Below are 16,079 nucleotides of genomic sequence, written 5' to 3'. Positions count from 1 at the left end.
CACCAGAATCCGTACATGGAGCCGATCACCCTCACCACCGAGCGTCTGCTGCTGCGCCCCTTCACGATCGGCGACGCGGACGAGGTCCACGCCGCTTGTCAGGACCCGGACATCCAGCGCTGGACGGTGGTGCCCTCGCCGTACAGCCGCGCCGACGCCGAGCTCTTCGCGGGGAAGCTGTCCCCCGGCGGCTGGCGCGACGACTCCATGTACAACTTCGCGGTGGTCCCGCGCGAGGGCGGGGCCCTGGCGGGCGCGCTCGGCATCAATCGCAGCAATCTGCCGGGCACGTACGAGGTGGGGTTCTGGACCGCCAAGGAGCACCGGGGTCGCGGCTACATGACGGAGGCCGTGCTGTCCGTCGCCCGCTGGACCTTCACCTCGCTCGGCGGCGACCGGCTGGAATGGCGGGCCGAGGCCGGCAACGTCCCCTCGCGTGCCGTGGCGCTTCGGACGGGATTCCGGATGGAGGGCGAGCAGCGGTCGGGACTGCTCAACAAGGGCGTCCGGCGCGACGCGTGGGTGGGGGCGCTGCTCCCGTCCGATCTCGGCCTGCAGGGCACCCACGCCTACCTGCCCGCCACCGCCTGACTCACCGGCCTCCTGCCATCGCGGGGAGCTCCACGGCCGGATGTCAGTGCCTCCCTCTAAGGTGCGAGGCATGACGTCTGCGCCGCCTCCCGCTGCCGAACTCTCCACCGACCAGGCGCGCAGGATCGCCCTGCGCGCCCAGGGCTTCCTGGGCGCTCCGGACCGCAGGGCCGGGGTTCCGGGCGTGTTGCGGCACCTCGGTGCCGTACAGCTGGACACGATCTCGGTGCTCGCTCGTTCGCACGAGCTGATTCCGTACGCGCGCCTCGGCGCGGTCGGTCGGCGCGCGGTCGAGCAGGCGTACTGGTCGGGTGGCCGCACCTTCGAATACTGGTCGCACGCGGCGTGCATCCTGCCGGTCGAGGAGTGGCCGCACTTCGCGTTCCGCCGCCGCGCCTACCGCTCGCGACCCCACTGGCACCACGACCTGCCGGACGGCGCCTACGAAACGGTGATCAAGCAGCTGCGCGCCGAGGGCCCACTGACGGCGACGGAGCTGGGCGGTGCGAAGAACGGCGGGGAGTGGTGGGACTGGTCGGCGTCGAAGGTCGCCGTCGAGCGCGCCCTGATGTACGGCGAGGTGGTGTGCACCGAGCGGCGCAGCTGGAAGCGGGTGTACGACCTCGCCGAGCGGGCCCTGCCCGATGCCGTGCTGCACGACGATCTGGACGACGCGGAGTGCCTGCGACGGCTGGTCGCGCTCGCGGGGCAGTCCCTGGGCGTCGGCACCCGCGCGGACATCGCGGACTACCACCGGCTCAAGGGTGAGCAGTTCGACGCGGTGGTGGCGGACTCCGGTCTGGTGCCGGTGACGGTGCAGGGCTGGGCGAAGCCGGCCTGGGCGGACCCGGCAGCGCTGGCCTCCGAGCCGCGCGGGCGGCACCGTACGACCCTGTTGTCGCCGTTCGACTCGCTGGTCTGGGAGCGGGCGCGCACCGAGCGGATCTTCGGTTTCACCCATCGCCTGGAAGCCTACGTCCCCAAGCCCAAGCGGATACATGGTTACTTCGCGATGCCGCTGCTGGCGGGCGGAAAGCTGCAGGGCCGCGTCGATCCGGCGCGCGAGGGAAGCACGCTGGTCGCCCGCCAGGTGTCCCTGGAGGGCGGGAAGGCCGTGGCGCCGATGGCCGAGGCGCTGGTGGAGGCCGCGTCCTGGGTCGGTTGTACGGATGTCCGGCTGGAGCGGGTCGACGCACCGGAACTGCGCGGGCCGCTGGCTCAGGAAATCGCCCGCGCTCTGGCGTGAGCGCGCGTTCCCGTCCCTTTACCCGGCGTCGTCCCTTGCGGTCCCGTCCTGGGACCGGTCATCCGATCTCCAGGATCTTCTCCCGCATGGCGTAGACCACGGCTTCCATCCTGGAGTGCAGCTGCAACTTCTCCAGAATGTTGCGGACGTGGTTCTTCACGGTGTTCTCGGAAATGAACAGTTCCTTCGCGATATCGCGATTATTCATGCCCGTTGCAACGAGTTTCAGGACTTCGAGTTCCCGGTCGGTGAGCCGCGGCGCCGGCACCAGCCTGCGCTCGTCGGTCCGCTGGATCATCGACTTGAACTCGGTGAGCAGTTTGGACGCCATGGAGGGGCTGATCTGAGACTGCCCGTCGGCGACCGCGCGAATCGCGGTGGCCACCTCGTCCGTGGAGATCTCCTTGAGAAGATAGCCGGTGGCGCCCGCCTTGATCGCGTCGTAGAGATCGGCCTCCTCGTCGCTGATCGTCAGCATGATGATCTTCGCGCTGGGGGCCACCTCCTTGATCGACGTGCAGGCCTCGATGCCACCGCGCTTGGGCATCCGTACATCCATCAGCACGATGTCGGGCAGCAGATCGGCTGCCTTGCCGACTGCCTCCGCCCCGTCACCTGCCTCGCCGACGACCTGGATGTCCTCCTCCTGGGCGAGGACGATCTCCAGACCTCTACGGAAGAGCGCGTGGTCATCCACCACGAGGACCCGGATCGGCTCCTTGCAGGAACCACTGTCCGCGTCCGCCCCGGTATCGGCAGCGCCGTCGGCATCATTCGCATCGCGCACGGGCCCGAAGGTGTCCGCCATCGTTCCTCCCCCTGAAAGCCATGGCCTGAAGTTCACAAGCTGTCCGCCAACGGCAGTTCACAGAGCACTGGTTGGCTTGGGACGACATGATTTCATGCCCGGACGTCGAAGCGGTGATTCCGTGGCCGCACACGGGTGCCCCTGGGGGCGCACAGGCGCTCCCAGGGGCACCGCAGAAGGGGGCGTCAGCCGCCGAGCGCACCGCCCGCGCCGCCCGCCTCATCGGCGGCCAGCGGATCGGTCCTCAGGTGAATGACACCGTAGTCATAGGCATGCCGTCGGTAGACGACACTGGGTTCCTTCGTCTCGGAGTCGACGAACAGATAGAAGTCGTGCCCGACCAGCTCCATCTCGTAGAGCGCCTGATCGAGCGACATCGGTGCGGCGACGTGCGTCTTCTCCCGCATCACCAGCGGGCCCTCGCCCTGCACCTCCAGCGAGCCGAACCTGGTGGTGGGTACGGACTGAGCCGCCTCGTTACCGACCAGATCGCCCTCGCCGTTGAACGACGCCGCGCCCGGCACGGCCTCAGCGACTTCGGCAGCGGGAATCCGGCCGTTGCCACGACGGCTGTAGCGCTTGTCGTGCTGCTTGCGCAGCCGCGCCTCCAGCTTGCCGGTGGCCAGGTCCAGCGCTGCGTACGGGTCGCCTGCGGCCGCTTCCGCCCGGATGACCGGCCCACGCGAGCGGAGCGTGATCTCCACCCGGTCGGAACGGTCGGCCTGACGGGGGTTCGGCTCCTTGGACACCTCGACGTCGAGGCTGATCACCTTGCCGTCGAACTTCTGGATCTTGTCCAGCTTCAGCTTTTCGGCCACGTGCTTGCGGAACCGCTCGGGCACCTCGGTCTTGCGGCCCTTGACGACGATGTCCACGCAGAACTCCGTTCCCGGATCACTCCGCTCAGTGGCGGAGCATCTCCCTTTTGCACCAGGCCCCGGTGGTAGCCGGAGCCGCGGACTCGGTGGCTTCCACCTCCTCCTCCCCCATCGACAGGGTCTCCACCCCACCGAATTTTCTACATCTGGACTACCGGTGAGTTACCTGCCCGAAACCTGGTGTTGCATTCATCGAGGTCTGGCATTCACCATTCCTCATAACCGAACATAGCCTGCCTGGCCTGATGTCGGCACCCGCTACTCGCACGTACCTCCGCTCAGGTCTTTTTACCCACTCACCACCTGCAACGATGCAAGTTCACTGGCAGTTCCGGTTTATTTCGAAGGCCGACGGAGAAACTGCGACAACCGCCGCCTGCCCGCTGCCTTGCAGGGCACCCGTGTGCCCGCCCGCTGTCCCGATCGCCCGGGCCGCCTCGGCCAACGAGGCACCGGTCGTCAAAAGGTCGTCCACCAGCACCACCCGTCCGGCCGCAAGCAGCCGTTCGCCCCCGGCCACGACTTCCAGTGCCCCCGCAAGATTCGCCTGCCTCTGCCGGGCTCCCAGCCCCGCCTGATCGGCTACCGGGCGCCGCTGCCGAAGCACCGAGACCACCCGGGCGCGGGTACCTCCGCGCCGCAGTTCGCCCGCGGCGGCCAACGCGATCCGGCGCATCGGATCATGCCCCCGCGCCGCCACGGCCCGCCGCGTCGACGGCACAGGCACGAGCAGAACCGGGCCGCTGACACCCACCTGCCCCGTCCCGGCCCGTACGGCCCCCGCCAGCGCCTTGCCGAGTGCCCCGGCCAGCCCCAGTGCACCCCGCTCCTTATGGGCCAGGAGCACCGCACGTACCGCGTTCTCGTACGCGGCGGCCGCATGCACCACTGGCAGGCCGACGGGCTCCGGCACGGGCCTGACCCGGCGCGGCACCTCGCCGTACAGCTCCGCACGGCATTTCTCGCACAGCTCGGTACGCGTCCTGCCGCAGCCACCACAGGACACCGGCAGAACCAGTCCGGAGACCTCCCGCCACCATCCCCGCATGACTCCACTGTGCCCTCCCTGAAGGGGCCGGGCCACCCCTGTGGAAAACGCGGAAGCGACCTGGCGGGGTCTCAGCCCGGGTAGACCAGCGACCAGCCTTCCTTGACCACCGTCTGCCAGTTGTCACCCGGCGACAGCTTCACTATCCCGTCGCTCGACGTGGCCGCCATCAGCGGCAACTGCTCGTCGTCCGCCGCCGCGACCGACGACACCTGGTTCACACCGGGCAGAACACCCGATGCGGCCGTCGAGCCGTCCGCCTGCACATAGCGCACCTGCTGCACGCCGCCCTGCTCCTTGCCTACCACCACGAGACGGCTCCGGCCCGACCACGACATCGCAGTCACATCCGTCAGCTGCGGTGCGGCCTGTCGCAGCTCCACCACCGAGACCTTCTGCTCCTTCTCCGGCCCGCGCCGCTCGATCCGGCCGATCTTCAGCGTGTTGTGGCCGTCCTGGCTCACCAGGAGAGCGATCCGCACGCCGTCCGCGGACATCCGCAGCGCCTCGATCTGCCCGCCGTCCAGGCTCGGCACGGTGACCTCCTGCGGCTTGCCGGTACCGCCGGTCAGCCGCAGCAGTCTGGGGTTGCCGGGATCCCGGTCGGCCACCCAGAGATCGCCCCGACCGTCCCAGCTCGGCACCGACAGACGGTTGTTCGGGTTCTGGGCCTTGCTGGTCACCGCGGCCGCAGGAAGCTCGCCGTCCGAGACAATGGACGACACGTAGAGGGCTGCCTTGTCGCGCGAGACCGCCGCCGCCCACTGCTCGTCCCTGGCCACACCGACCGCACCCATCCGCACCGGTCCGTCGCCGAGCGGACCGGACACCACCTCCGGGGTGCCACTGCCCTTGGTGCTGCCAGGAATTCGCTCCACATGCCCCTTGGCATCGACGAAGTACTGGCTGTCCGGCCCACTCGACGAACCGTCAGGTGCGAACTCCTCCGCCTGATCCGTCCCGAGGACGCACAGCGGGGAGCCATCGGAGCGCTGCAGTTCGACCTGCTCGACCCGTGCGGACGTCAGGTCCCGCAAGGTGTAGAGGACCTGTGAGGCCATCATGCGGCAGGAGCGCTGTCCGACGCCGTCCGCCTTCTTGTTGAGCGGGACCTTCAGTACGTTGCGGTCGTCGGGCGCCAGCGAGGTGACGCCCTTCTTCAGCGCCGTACCTGCGGGGAAACGGGAGTCGACCACCGGCCGCAGCCAACTGGTCGGCCCTGCCAGGAGGCTGCGGACCGCCTGTGTCACGGTGTCCATCCCCGTGACAGGGTCCGTCCGGCTGCGGAGATAGACGGGGTCGGCTACCAGAGTCGACTGCTCCGACGTCCGCCCCGCGGCGAAGTAGTACTTGTCCACAGAGCGGTAGAGACGCTTGAAGTCCGACTGGCCGAGCAGAAGGCCGTCCGGCACGAGGTCGATGCGCCACTCCTTGCCCTCCGGCCCGTTCTCCTTCACCAGATGCAGGGACTGGTTGTAGTCCGTGGGCGCGAGTGGCTGATAGGCGCTCTGGGCGTCGACCGTTGCCACCTTCTCACCGGTCAGGGTGTAGGTGATCTCCGTGATGCCGGGGTCGCTGTCGCGGAACGGGCGGTCGCTCCGGTTCGGCGCCTTGGTGAGCACCGTCGTGAACGCGCTCGGCTTCCAGGTGCTGGCTGCCTTCCTCGTCAGGTACTTGCGGGTCGTCCTGAAGTCCGAGTCATCACTCGTCATGGACTCCAGGAAGCCGTCGACGACCTCGTTGGGGGTGGCGTTGTCACGCGGCGCCACGGCATACACCTGCACCTGGGAGTCGCCGGGCTGTGAGGCGTCGACAGCCTTGACATCCCCGGTGACGGGCATCGAGCCGCACGCGGACAGCAGCACGACACCGCATCCGAGCAGCGCGAACAGCCCCAGCACACGTCCATGGCCGTCCCTACGACGGTCAGTGCCCACGATTCGTGTCCCCCTGCTCCGGGTCCTGCACTACAGAGTCGAAATCGCCACCCGGCCGGTCCTCGGCAGCGCGCGCGACCACCCTTGCACCGCTCCCCGGCAGGGCCGCCGGATGCACCGAGATCGGCGTCGTCCGGGGTGCCACGGGGGTACGCGAGGATACGGGCAGCGCGGACCGATCATTGCCACCCGGCTGGGCCGGCACTGCCGTCAGCCGGTGTTCACTCCCGGTCATGGAAGCGACCGCGGTTCGCTCCCGGTTCTCCCGGTTGCGCCGGGAGTCCTCGGGTTCCAGCGGTATCGGCGATCCGCGCAGCGGTTCGTCCGCCGTGCGCGGCAGAGTCAGCCGGAACTGCGAACCGCCGCCCGGCTCGCCCCATGCCTGTAGCCAGCCGCCGTGCAGCCGGGCGTCCTCCACGGCGATGGACAGTCCGAGTCCGGTGCCGCCGGTCGTCCGTGCGCGAGCCGGATCGGCCCGCCAGAAACGGTTGAACACCCGCGTCGCCTCGCCGGGCTTGAGTCCCACACCGTAGTCCCGGACGGCCACGGCGACCGCACCTCCAGCCACCGCCATCCGCACCACGACGTCCCTGCCCTCGCCGTGCTCGACGGCGTTGACCACAAGGTTGCGCAGGACGCGTTCGACCCGCCGCGCATCGGCCTCCGCGATCACCGGCTGCTCATCGCCGACCACCCGGATACGGGTGCCCTTGCGCTCGGCCAGCGGCTCGGCCCCGCCGATCACCCGTCGTACGACCTGTCGCAGATCTATCGGCTCGGCCTCCAGCGCGGCGGCGCCCGCGTCGAACCGGCTGATCTCCAGCAGATCGGAGAGCAGCGACTCGAACCGGTCGAGCTGATCCCCGAGCAGCTCCGCGGAACGCGCCGTCACGGGATCGAAGTCGCTGCGGGCCTCGTGGATGACATCGGCGGCCATCCGTACGGTCGTCAGCGGTGTCCGCAGCTCGTGGGAGACGTCGGAGACGAAGCGCCGCTGCATCCGGGACAGCTCCTCCAACTGCTGGATCTTCAGCTGCAGGTTCTGCGCCATCTTGTTGAATGCCTCACCGAGCCGGGCGATGTCGTCCTCGCCGGTGACCTTCATCCGCTCCTGGAGCCTGCCGGCGGAGAGCCGCTCAGCGATGCCCGCCGCCATCCGTACGGGCGTGACGACCTGTCGCACCACGAACCAGGCGATGGCTCCGAGCAGCACGACCACGAACAGTCCCGCAGTCGCCAGCGTGCCCTTGACCAGCGTCAATGACTTCTCCTCCTGCGTCAGCGGGAAGAGGTAGTAGAGCTGGTACGGATTGTGGTCGATGTCGTAGAGCCGCTTGCCCACCACGAGTCCGGGCTGCGGCTCCTGCCCGTTCGCGTACTGGATCAGGGAGTACGTCTGAAACGCTCCCGGGCCCTTGTTCACGGAGTCCCGCAGGCTCTGCGGAATGCTCGCCGCCTCCACACTGCCCGAGCCGCGCGGCGCACGGGTGCCCTCGTCGGCGCTGAGTGCCACCACGTTGAAGGCGTTCTTGCCGCCACTGGCGAGCTGATCGACGAGCTCGGTCCGCCAGGAGTTGTTGGCCGAGGTGCCGTCCACAGCGTCGCCGCCCTGCCCACCGGGGGTGAGCGGGGCGTTCGCCTTCTCCTGGGCCGCCGCGAAACCGCCGGCGGCCTGGGTCTGGGCAGCCTTGCCCTTCGCGTCGAGCAGGCCGTTGCGCACCTGGCCGATCACGACCAGCCCGAGGAGCAGCACCACACCGAGCGACATGAGCAGCGTGCCCGCGACGACCCGCAACTGGAGGTTGCGTCGCCAAAGCCGCACGGCGGGCAACAGCGGACGCCGCACCCAGCGCATCAGCAGTCGCGGCACAGGACCGCCGGGCGCCCGGTCGTGGAACAACCGGCCACCCTGCAAAAGACGTCGGACCTGGGACGCCTTGTGTCCTGGAGCAGTAGCCCGCTCCGCACGGGCTCCCGGCTCCCCGGGCTGCGGAGCAGCGCTACTCAGGGACATATCAGCTCGGTCCGGCCTTGTAACCGACACCTCGGACGGTCACCACGATCTCGGGCCGCTCCGGGTCCTTCTCGACCTTGGAACGCAGGCGCTGGACATGCACATTCACCAGCCGGGTGTCGGCGGCGTGGCGGTATCCCCAGACCTGCTCCAGCAGTACCTCACGGGTGAAGACCTGCCACGGCTTACGGGCGAGTGCGACCAGCAGGTCGAACTCCAGCGGAGTGAGGGCGATCGACTGTCCCTCCCGCTTCACCGAATGACCGGCCACATCAATGACCAGATCCCCGATGGCCAGCTGCTCCGGCGCCGGTTCCTCGGACCTCCGCAGACGTGCCCTGATCCGGGCAACCAACTCCTTAGGTTTGAACGGCTTGACGATGTAGTCGTCGGCCCCGGACTCCAGGCCCACCACCACGTCAACCGTGTCGCTCTTGGCAGTGAGCATGACGATCGGCACACCCGACTCGGCCCTGATCAGCCTGCAGACCTCGATGCCGTCCCTACCGGGCAGCATCAGATCCAGCAGGACCAGGTCCGGCTTGGCCTCACGAAATGCGGCAAGTGCCTTGTCGCCGTCCGCTACGAACGACGGTTCGAACCCTTCACCACGCAGCACAATCCCGAGCATCTCGGCCAGTGCGGTGTCGTCGTCGACGACAAGGACGCGTCCCTTCATAATCGACATCATCCCATTAGCTAATCGTTACCTGCGATGATCTGGCACACAGCTCTGCCAGTCCGACCCCCGTGACCGGGGAAACTGCGCCCTCCTCCGTGACTATCGCCGTGACCAGCTCCGGCGGTGTGATGTCGAACGCGGGGTTGTACGCCGGGGTTCCCGCCGGTGCCACGAGCAATCCGCCGGTGTCTCCGCCTGCCGCCCCGATCTGCAGGAATGTGAGCTCCGTCACTTCATTCCTCGGTCGCTGCTCCACGTTGATCGATGCCCCGTCCGCAGTGTCCAGATCCACGGTCGTGGTCGGCGCCACCACGATGAACGGTACGTGGTGGTATTTCGCGAGCACAGCCAGCGCATAGCTTCCCACCTTGTTCGCCACCGATCCGTCCGCGGTGATGCGGTCCGCCCCGATGAGCACGGCATCCACCTCCCCCGCGGCGAACAGCGAACCTGCGGCGCTGTCCACGAGCAAGCTGTACGGCATGCCATTGCGCGCCGCCTCGTACGCGGTCAGCCGGGCACCCTGCAGCAGCGGACGCGTCTCGTCCACCCATAGCCGACGCAGCCGCCCCTCCCGATGTGCCCCGAGCGCCACCGCGAAGGCAGTGCCCTCACCACCCGAGACGAGCGCCCCCGTATTGCAGTGGGTCAGCAGTCGATGCCCGCCACCGGGCAGCAGTTCGTCCAGAAGTGCGAGCCCGTACCGCGCCATACGCCCGCTGGCCTCGGCATCCTCCCGGTGCAGCGCCCTGGCCTCGGCCAGCGCAACCGCCGCAGCCCGCTCCGGATCCCCCTCCATGGCCGCCCTGTACGCCCCGGCAGTCCGCCGCACCCCGTAACCGAGATTCACCGCGGTGGGCCGCGCCCGCTCCAGCAGCTCTGCGGCCTCCGCCACGTCGTCTCCTCGCACCGCTGCCAGAGCCACGCCGTAGGCCCCTGTGATGCCCAGCAACGGCGCCCCGCGCACCGCCAGCGTCCGGATCGCCTGCACCAGCGCGGGCACATCGGTGCACACCAGCTCGGCCTCCTCGGCAGGCAGCCGAGTCTGGTCGAGGAGCACCAGCACGGGGCCTTCCGGAAGCTCGTCCCAGCGAAGTACGGGGAGCGCGGGAGGCCCGATGCCCGCCAACGATTGCGCATCCTGATCAGCCATCCGCCCAGTCTGCCCGGTGAGCCACCCACAAATGAAGGTAGGAAGGAGATAGAGGGCCAGGCCCATACCGGAGCAACGCGTGGCACGATGGCTGCCAACCTGCCGCGCCGATGGGCGGACAGGACCGTGAAGGAGCGAGAATGAACGACACTCCGGGCTGGGCCTCGCCCGGATCTGCCCCCTCCGAGGGTCAGGGGGCGGGCGTCCCCCGGCCTTCCGAGCCCGTCGACGGCAACGGTCCGGCAGGGAACTGGTCTCCCACGCAGCCGCCCACAGGGCAGTGGTCCCCACCGAGCACTCCCGGCACAGGTCCCGGCGCGCCACCCCCCACCCCCGGCTGGGGCGGTGGGCCGCACGGCTCCGGCTGGAGGCAGCCTGTCGCGGCCAAGCCCGGTGTCATCCCGCTCCGGCCACTCGGCGTCGGCGAGATCCTCGACGGCGCGGTCTCCACGATGCGCGCCCACTGGCGCACGGTCCTCGGAATCACGCTGACCGTGTCCGTGATCGCCCAGATCGCGATCATCCTCGTGCAACGCTATCTGCTGCCGGAACCCGCAGCGATCGACCCGAACGCCACCGGTTCGGAGGCACTCCGGCAAACCGCCGACTCGGCTCAGTCGGCGCTGGTCAACAGTGTGCCGTCCCTGCTCATCACCATGATCGCCACACTGATCACGACATCCGTACTGACCGTGGTGATCAGCCGCTCCGTACTGGGCCGCCCGGTGACGCTCTCCGACGCATGGGCCGAGGCCCGGCCCCGGCTTGCTCAGCTGCTGGGTCTGACATTGCTGCTGGCCTTGATCAGCGCCGCCATCATGACGGCGGGCCTGCTGCCAGGCATGCTGGTCGGCTCCGCCGCAGGCGCCGGGCTCGTCGTCATCGGACTTATGGCCGCCTTCGTCGTCGTCATCTGGCTGATGGTCCGCTTCTGTCTCGCCTCGCCGGCGCTGATGTTGGAGCGGCAATCGATCACGGCCTCCATGCGCCGCTCCGCGAAGCTGGTCAGGGGCGCATGGTGGCGGACCTTCGGCATCCTGGCGCTCACCTGGCTGCTGACCCTCATCGTGAGCGTGATCATCGCCATCCCGTTCAGCCTCATCGCGATGGCCATGGACGGCGACGGTATCGGCTCCCTCCTCACTGACGGCTCCACGGGCTTCGGCTGGCCGTTCCTGATCGTCTCCGGCATCGGTCAGGTGATCACCGCAACGATCACTTACCCGCTTTCCGCCGGTGTGATGGCCCTGCTCTACATCGATCAACGCATCCGCCGCGAGGCACTCGACCTCGAGCTCGCCCGGGCAGCGGGTCTGCCCGGATACGACACCAGGAGCTGATGCCGTGTCGGGGGCGGGGGGCACAACAGCAGCACGGCTACTCATCCACGCGAGCAGTGACATACCCGTGGACACTCCACGTGTCCCCGCCCGCGAGGCCGCGAAGCACGAGCTGTCCAAACCGATGTACCACGAGAACGATCCCAACCTCCTCCAGCGCGGCCTCGACCGCCTCTGGAGCTGGATCGGCGATCTCCTGAACACGGCCTCCGGCGCCGCACCCGGCGGCCCACTCGGTCTCGTCGTGCTCGTACTGGTCGTCATCGGCCTGGTCGCCGCACTCTGGTGGAGGCTGGGCACCCCGCACCGCACCGTGCGTTCCGCAGACGCCCTGTTCGACGACAGCCCCCGCAGCGCGGCCGAACACCGAATGGCCGCCGAGGCCCACGCGGCCGCCCACCGCTGGAACGAGGCGGTCCAGGAGCGCATGCGCGCCATCGTCCGCTCCCTGGAGGAGCGCGCCCTGCTCGCTCCCCGCCCCGGGCGCACCGCCGACGAGGCCGCCGCCGAAGCGGGCCGTCCACTGCCCGCACACGCCACGCGACTCCATGCCGCCGCCAGAGAATTCGACGATGTCACATACGGCGGCCGAACCGCGGACCAGCAGGCGTATCTGGACGTACGAGCTCTGGACCTCGATCTTGAAACCGCCAAGCCTCTCCTGACAGCCGCGGCCCAGGGAGCAGCCGAATGATCGAGGTCACCGCCGCCCCCACCACCTCGGCATCCCTCGCCCCGCACCAGATCTGGATCCGCACCCGCGGTCTGCTGCTCGCCCTCCTCGTACTCGTCGCTGCCGGAATCGCTCTGGCAACCATGCGCTCCGGAGACCAGCACGGCCGCCTCGACCCCCGTTCCGCCGACCGCTACGGCAGCCGGGCCGTCGCCGAACTCCTCAAGGCGCGTGGCGTCTCCGTTCACGTGGTCACCACGCTCGACGAAGCCATGGCCCAGGCCGGCCCTGAAACCACGCTGCTCGTCGCCTCCCCCAATCTGCTGACAGCACACCAGCAGGGCGAACTCCGTGCTACGACCGACCACTCGGCTGGCCGCACCGTCCTTCTCGCGGCGGGCCCTCCGTCCGTGGGCACGCTGGTCCCCGGTGTCCGCGCGGAGTCCCCCGGACCGGTAGCCTCCCGCGCCCCTCAGTGCTCCCTGGCCGCCGCCCGCAACGCCGGCGGCGTCGAAACGGGGGGCTTCCACTACGCCTCGGACGGCCTCGACAACACCACCGCCTGCTTCCCGAGCGACGGCCTCCCCACCCTGCTCCTGGTCGAACAGGGCGCGGGTGACACCGTTCTCCTCGGTTCTCCCGACTTTCTCTACAACGACCGGCTCGGAAACCAGGGCAATGCCTCCCTGGCCCTGCAGCTCCTCGGTTCCCGCCCCCATCTGGTCTGGTACCTCCCCTCGCTCACTGATACCTCTGCTGCCACCGAGAACGGCGGGGACGGCGGCAATGGCGCCCACGACGACCGCAGCTTCATCGACCTGATCCCCCGGGGCTGGCTGTGGGGCACCCTGCAACTCGCACTGGCCGCCGTACTCGCCGCCATCTGGCGCGCCCGTCGTCTGGGCCCGCTGGTGGCCGAGCGGCTGCCCGTAGCCATCCGCGCCTCCGAATCCACCGAGGGCCGAGCCCGCCTCTACCGCAGGGCGAACGCCCGCGACCGGGCCGCCGACTCACTGCGCGCCGCCACCCGCACCCGAATCGCCCCACTCATCGGCGTCCCCCCAAGCGATGCACACTCCCCCGCAACACTCGTCCCTGCCATTTCCGCCCGTCTCAGCACCACCGGCAGCGACCTCCAAGCCGTGCTCTTCGGACCCGCCCCGTCCGACGACGCCGCTCTTGTACAGCTGGCAGACCAACTCGACACCCTCGAAAGAGAGGTACGCACGTCATGAGCGTCCCGCCCCCAGAGCCCGCCGGGACTACCGAGACCGTCGGGCACGGCGACACAGCCCGCGCATCCCTGGAAGCGCTGCGCTCCGAGATCGCCAAGGCCGTGGTCGGCCAGGACCCGGCAGTCACCGGGCTTGTCGTAGCTCTGCTCTGCCGAGGCCATGTCCTCCTCGAAGGCGTCCCCGGCGTGGCCAAGACCCTCTTGGTCCGGGCTCTCGCGGCCTCACTCGAACTCGACACCAAGCGTGTCCAGTTCACCCCCGACCTGATGCCGAGCGACGTCACCGGCTCACTGGTCTACGACGCCCGCACGGCACAGTTCTCCTTCCAGCCCGGGCCTGTCTTCACCAACCTGCTTCTCGCCGACGAGATCAACCGCACCCCTCCCAAGACGCAGTCCTCCCTTCTGGAAGCGATGGAAGAGCGCCAGGTCACCGTCGACGGAACCCCTCGGCTGCTGCCCGAGCCCTTCCTCGTAGCCGCCACGCAGAATCCCGTCGAATACGAGGGCACCTACCCGCTCCCCGAGGCCCAGCTGGACCGGTTTCTCCTTAAACTGACGGTGCCATTGCCGTCCCGCGACGAGGAGATCAACGTCCTCACCCGTCATTCCGACGGCTTCAATCCGCGCGACCTCCAGTCAGCGGGCATCCACCCCGTCGCCGGCCCGGCCGATCTGGAAGCCGCCCGCAACGCAGTCGCCCAGACCAAGGTCTCCCCCGAGATCGCCGGCTATGTCGTCGATATCTGTCGTGCCACGCGTGAATCCCCCTCGCTCTCCCTCGGTGTCTCTCCCCGAGGCGCCACCGCGCTGTTGTCGACCGCCCGTGCCTGGGCCTGGCTCACCGGCCGTGACTACGTCATTCCGGATGACGTGAAAGCCCTGGCACTCCCCACGCTTCGCCATCGCATCCAACTGCGGCCCGAGGCGGAGATGGAGGGAGTCACCCCCGACTCCGTCATCACCGCAGTCCTCGCCCACGTACCCGTACCCCGATGAGGCGGTGACCGTGGCCCTCACCGGACGTACCGCCTTGCTGGCCGCCCTGGGGTCACTCCCCGTAGGCGTCCTGGCCCCCAGTTGGACAGGCATGCTCGCGGTCAATGCACCGCTCTCCCTAGCGATTCTGTGCGACTACGCCCTGGCTGCGCCAGTGCGAACGCTTCAGTTCACCCGATCCGGTGAAACAACCGTTCGACTTGGCGAGGCCACCGAAGTGCAACTCACCGTAACCAATCCTTCCCGTCGCCGCCTGCGGGCACACCTCCGCGACGCCTGGCCGCCCAGCAGTTGGCCCACCGGCAGCACGGAGCAGGCCTCATCCCGTCACACGCTGACGATCCCGGCGGGGGAACGCCGCCGGTTGACCACCTTCCTGCGACCGACACGACGAGGTGACCGCCGAGTCGAACGCGTCACCGTGCGCTCGTTCGGACCTCTAGGGCTTGCGGCCCGCCAGGGAAATCACGAAGTCCCGTGGACGGTACGTGTCCTGCCACCCTTCACCAGCCGCAAGCATCTGCCATCCCGCCTCGCCAGGCTCCGCGAGCTGGACGGCCGCACCAGCGTCCTCACTCGTGGAGAGGGCACGGAGTTCGACAGCCTGCGTGCCTACGTGCCCGGTGACGACACACGCTCCATCGACTGGCGCGCTACAGCACGTCAGTCCGCCGTCGCAGTGCGAACGTGGCGGCCCGAGCGGGACCGTCACATCCTCGTTGTCCTGGACACCGGCCGTACTTCGGCGGGTCGTGTCGGTGACGTGCCCCGTCTCGACGCCGCTCTGGACGCGGCCCTGCTCCTCACAACGCTTGCCACTCGTGCGGGCGACCGCGTGGATCTGCTCGCCTACGACCGCCGCATCCGCGCCCAGGTCCAGGGCAGGTCCGCGGGAGAAGTCCTGTCGGCCATGGTGAATGCACTGGCGCCGGTCGAACCCGCACTCGTGGAAACGGATGCCCGGGGACTCAGCGCGGCCGTACTCGCCAACGCTCCTCGTCGCTCCCTGATCGTGCTCCTCACCGGTCTGGACGCGGCGCCCGTAGAAGAGGGCCTGCTCCCTGTCCTCCGCCGACTGACCCAGCGCCACACGGTGCTGGTGGCTTCAGTGGCCGACCCGCACATCGAACAGATGGCAGAAGCCAGGGGCACCGTGGACGCGATCTACGAGGCCGCAGCCGGCGCACAGGCCCAAGCACGGCGACTCCGCACCTCAGAGCAGCTCCAGCGCCACGGCGCGGTGGTCGTCGATGCCACCCCGGACAACCTCGCCCCGGCTCTCGCCGACGCCTACCTGGCTCTCAAGGGAGCGGGTCGCCTCTGACCGACCGCTCGCGTCAAAGAATTCACTCATCGGGAAAGGGCCCTCCCGACGGACCGTGAACGCAGAAAAGCCCCGTGCCACAAGGGCACGGGGCTTTCCCGTAAAAGGAGTTCGGCGGCGTCCTACTCTCCCACAGGGTCCCCCCTGCAGTA

Annotated in this window: 14 protein-coding genes; 7 read left to right on the top strand and 7 right to left on the bottom strand. The window is 68.9% G+C overall.

Annotated elements, in window-relative coordinates:
* The first annotated feature begins 15 nt into the window (after nt 1-15).
* Together ACZ7IB_RS30840 and ACZ7IB_RS30835 are read left to right on the top strand one after the other, a co-directional pair.
* On the top strand, nt 16-591 hold the full coding sequence (locus ACZ7IB_RS30840) for a GNAT family N-acetyltransferase (RefSeq protein WP_470917066.1): 576 nt from the start codon (nt 16-18) through the stop codon (nt 589-591).
* Nucleotides 592-661: 70 nt separating this feature from the next.
* Nucleotides 662-1,837, top strand: coding sequence for a winged helix-turn-helix domain-containing protein (locus ACZ7IB_RS30835; RefSeq protein WP_470917065.1), 1,176 nt, complete (start codon nt 662-664; stop codon nt 1,835-1,837).
* Between the two features lie 58 nt (nt 1,838-1,895).
* On the opposite strand, the gene ACZ7IB_RS30830 is transcribed toward ACZ7IB_RS30835, so the two are convergent.
* From ACZ7IB_RS30830 to mtnA, 7 genes are all read right to left on the bottom strand, one after another.
* Nucleotides 1,896-2,645, bottom strand: a complete 750-nt coding sequence (locus ACZ7IB_RS30830) for a response regulator (protein WP_470917064.1) — start codon at nt 2,643-2,645, stop codon at nt 1,896-1,898.
* Nucleotides 2,646-2,830: 185 nt separating this feature from the next.
* Nucleotides 2,831-3,520: a ribosome hibernation-promoting factor, HPF/YfiA family gene (gene hpf, locus ACZ7IB_RS30825; RefSeq protein ID WP_470917063.1), complete on the bottom strand. Its 690-nt coding sequence runs from the start codon at nt 3,518-3,520 to the stop codon at nt 2,831-2,833.
* 322 nt (nt 3,521-3,842) lie between these two features.
* Nucleotides 3,843-4,571: a ComF family protein gene (locus ACZ7IB_RS30820; RefSeq protein WP_470917062.1), complete on the bottom strand. Its 729-nt coding sequence runs from the start codon at nt 4,569-4,571 to the stop codon at nt 3,843-3,845.
* 71 nt (nt 4,572-4,642) lie between these two features.
* On the bottom strand, nt 4,643-6,508 hold the full coding sequence (locus ACZ7IB_RS30815) for an LpqB family beta-propeller domain-containing protein (RefSeq protein WP_470917061.1): 1,866 nt from the start codon (nt 6,506-6,508) through the stop codon (nt 4,643-4,645).
* Nucleotides 6,498-8,522, bottom strand: coding sequence for an MtrAB system histidine kinase MtrB (mtrB, locus tag ACZ7IB_RS30810; RefSeq protein WP_470917060.1), 2,025 nt, complete (start codon nt 8,520-8,522; stop codon nt 6,498-6,500). Before mtrB ends, ACZ7IB_RS30815 begins: the two co-directional genes overlap by 11 nt.
* A 1-nt stretch (nt 8,523) precedes the next feature.
* On the bottom strand, nt 8,524-9,213 hold the full coding sequence (gene mtrA, locus ACZ7IB_RS30805) for a two-component system response regulator MtrA (protein ID WP_187438793.1): 690 nt from the start codon (nt 9,211-9,213) through the stop codon (nt 8,524-8,526).
* A 4-nt stretch (nt 9,214-9,217) separates the two neighbouring features.
* Nucleotides 9,218-10,357 carry an S-methyl-5-thioribose-1-phosphate isomerase gene (gene mtnA / locus ACZ7IB_RS30800; protein ID WP_470917059.1) on the bottom strand — a complete coding sequence of 380 codons (1,140 nt, stop codon included), beginning with the start codon at nt 10,355-10,357 and terminating at the stop codon, nt 9,218-9,220.
* A gap of 140 nt (nt 10,358-10,497) precedes the next feature.
* Between mtnA and ACZ7IB_RS30795 the strand changes: the two genes are divergently transcribed.
* The 5 genes from ACZ7IB_RS30795 to ACZ7IB_RS30775 are packed head-to-tail and all read left to right on the top strand — an operon-like array spanning nt 10,498 to nt 15,927.
* On the top strand, nt 10,498-11,697 hold the full coding sequence (locus tag ACZ7IB_RS30795) for a DUF7847 domain-containing protein (protein WP_470917058.1): 1,200 nt from the start codon (nt 10,498-10,500) through the stop codon (nt 11,695-11,697).
* A gap of 4 nt (nt 11,698-11,701) precedes the next feature.
* Complete coding sequence (locus tag ACZ7IB_RS30790) at nt 11,702-12,391, top strand: DUF4129 domain-containing protein (protein ID WP_470917057.1); 690 nt, start codon at nt 11,702-11,704, stop codon at nt 12,389-12,391.
* The gene (locus tag ACZ7IB_RS30785) at nt 12,388-13,605 is read left to right on the top strand and encodes a DUF4350 domain-containing protein (RefSeq protein ID WP_470917056.1); all 1,218 of its coding nucleotides are present in this window, start codon (nt 12,388-12,390) and stop codon (nt 13,603-13,605) included. The genes ACZ7IB_RS30790 and ACZ7IB_RS30785 overlap by 4 nt, the downstream gene beginning before the upstream one ends.
* Nucleotides 13,602-14,603, top strand: coding sequence for an AAA family ATPase (locus ACZ7IB_RS30780; protein ID WP_470917055.1), 1,002 nt, complete (start codon nt 13,602-13,604; stop codon nt 14,601-14,603). Before ACZ7IB_RS30785 ends, ACZ7IB_RS30780 begins: the two co-directional genes overlap by 4 nt.
* A 10-nt stretch (nt 14,604-14,613) precedes the next feature.
* Complete coding sequence (locus ACZ7IB_RS30775; RefSeq protein ID WP_470917124.1) at nt 14,614-15,927, top strand: DUF58 domain-containing protein; 1,314 nt, start codon at nt 14,614-14,616, stop codon at nt 15,925-15,927.
* Nucleotides 15,928-16,079 lie beyond the last annotated feature (152 nt).

The organism is Streptomyces sp. NPDC037301 (assembly GCF_055602785.1).
The sequence above is the reverse complement of the archived record's forward strand: the minus strand, read 5'-3'. Positions and strand labels throughout refer to the sequence as shown.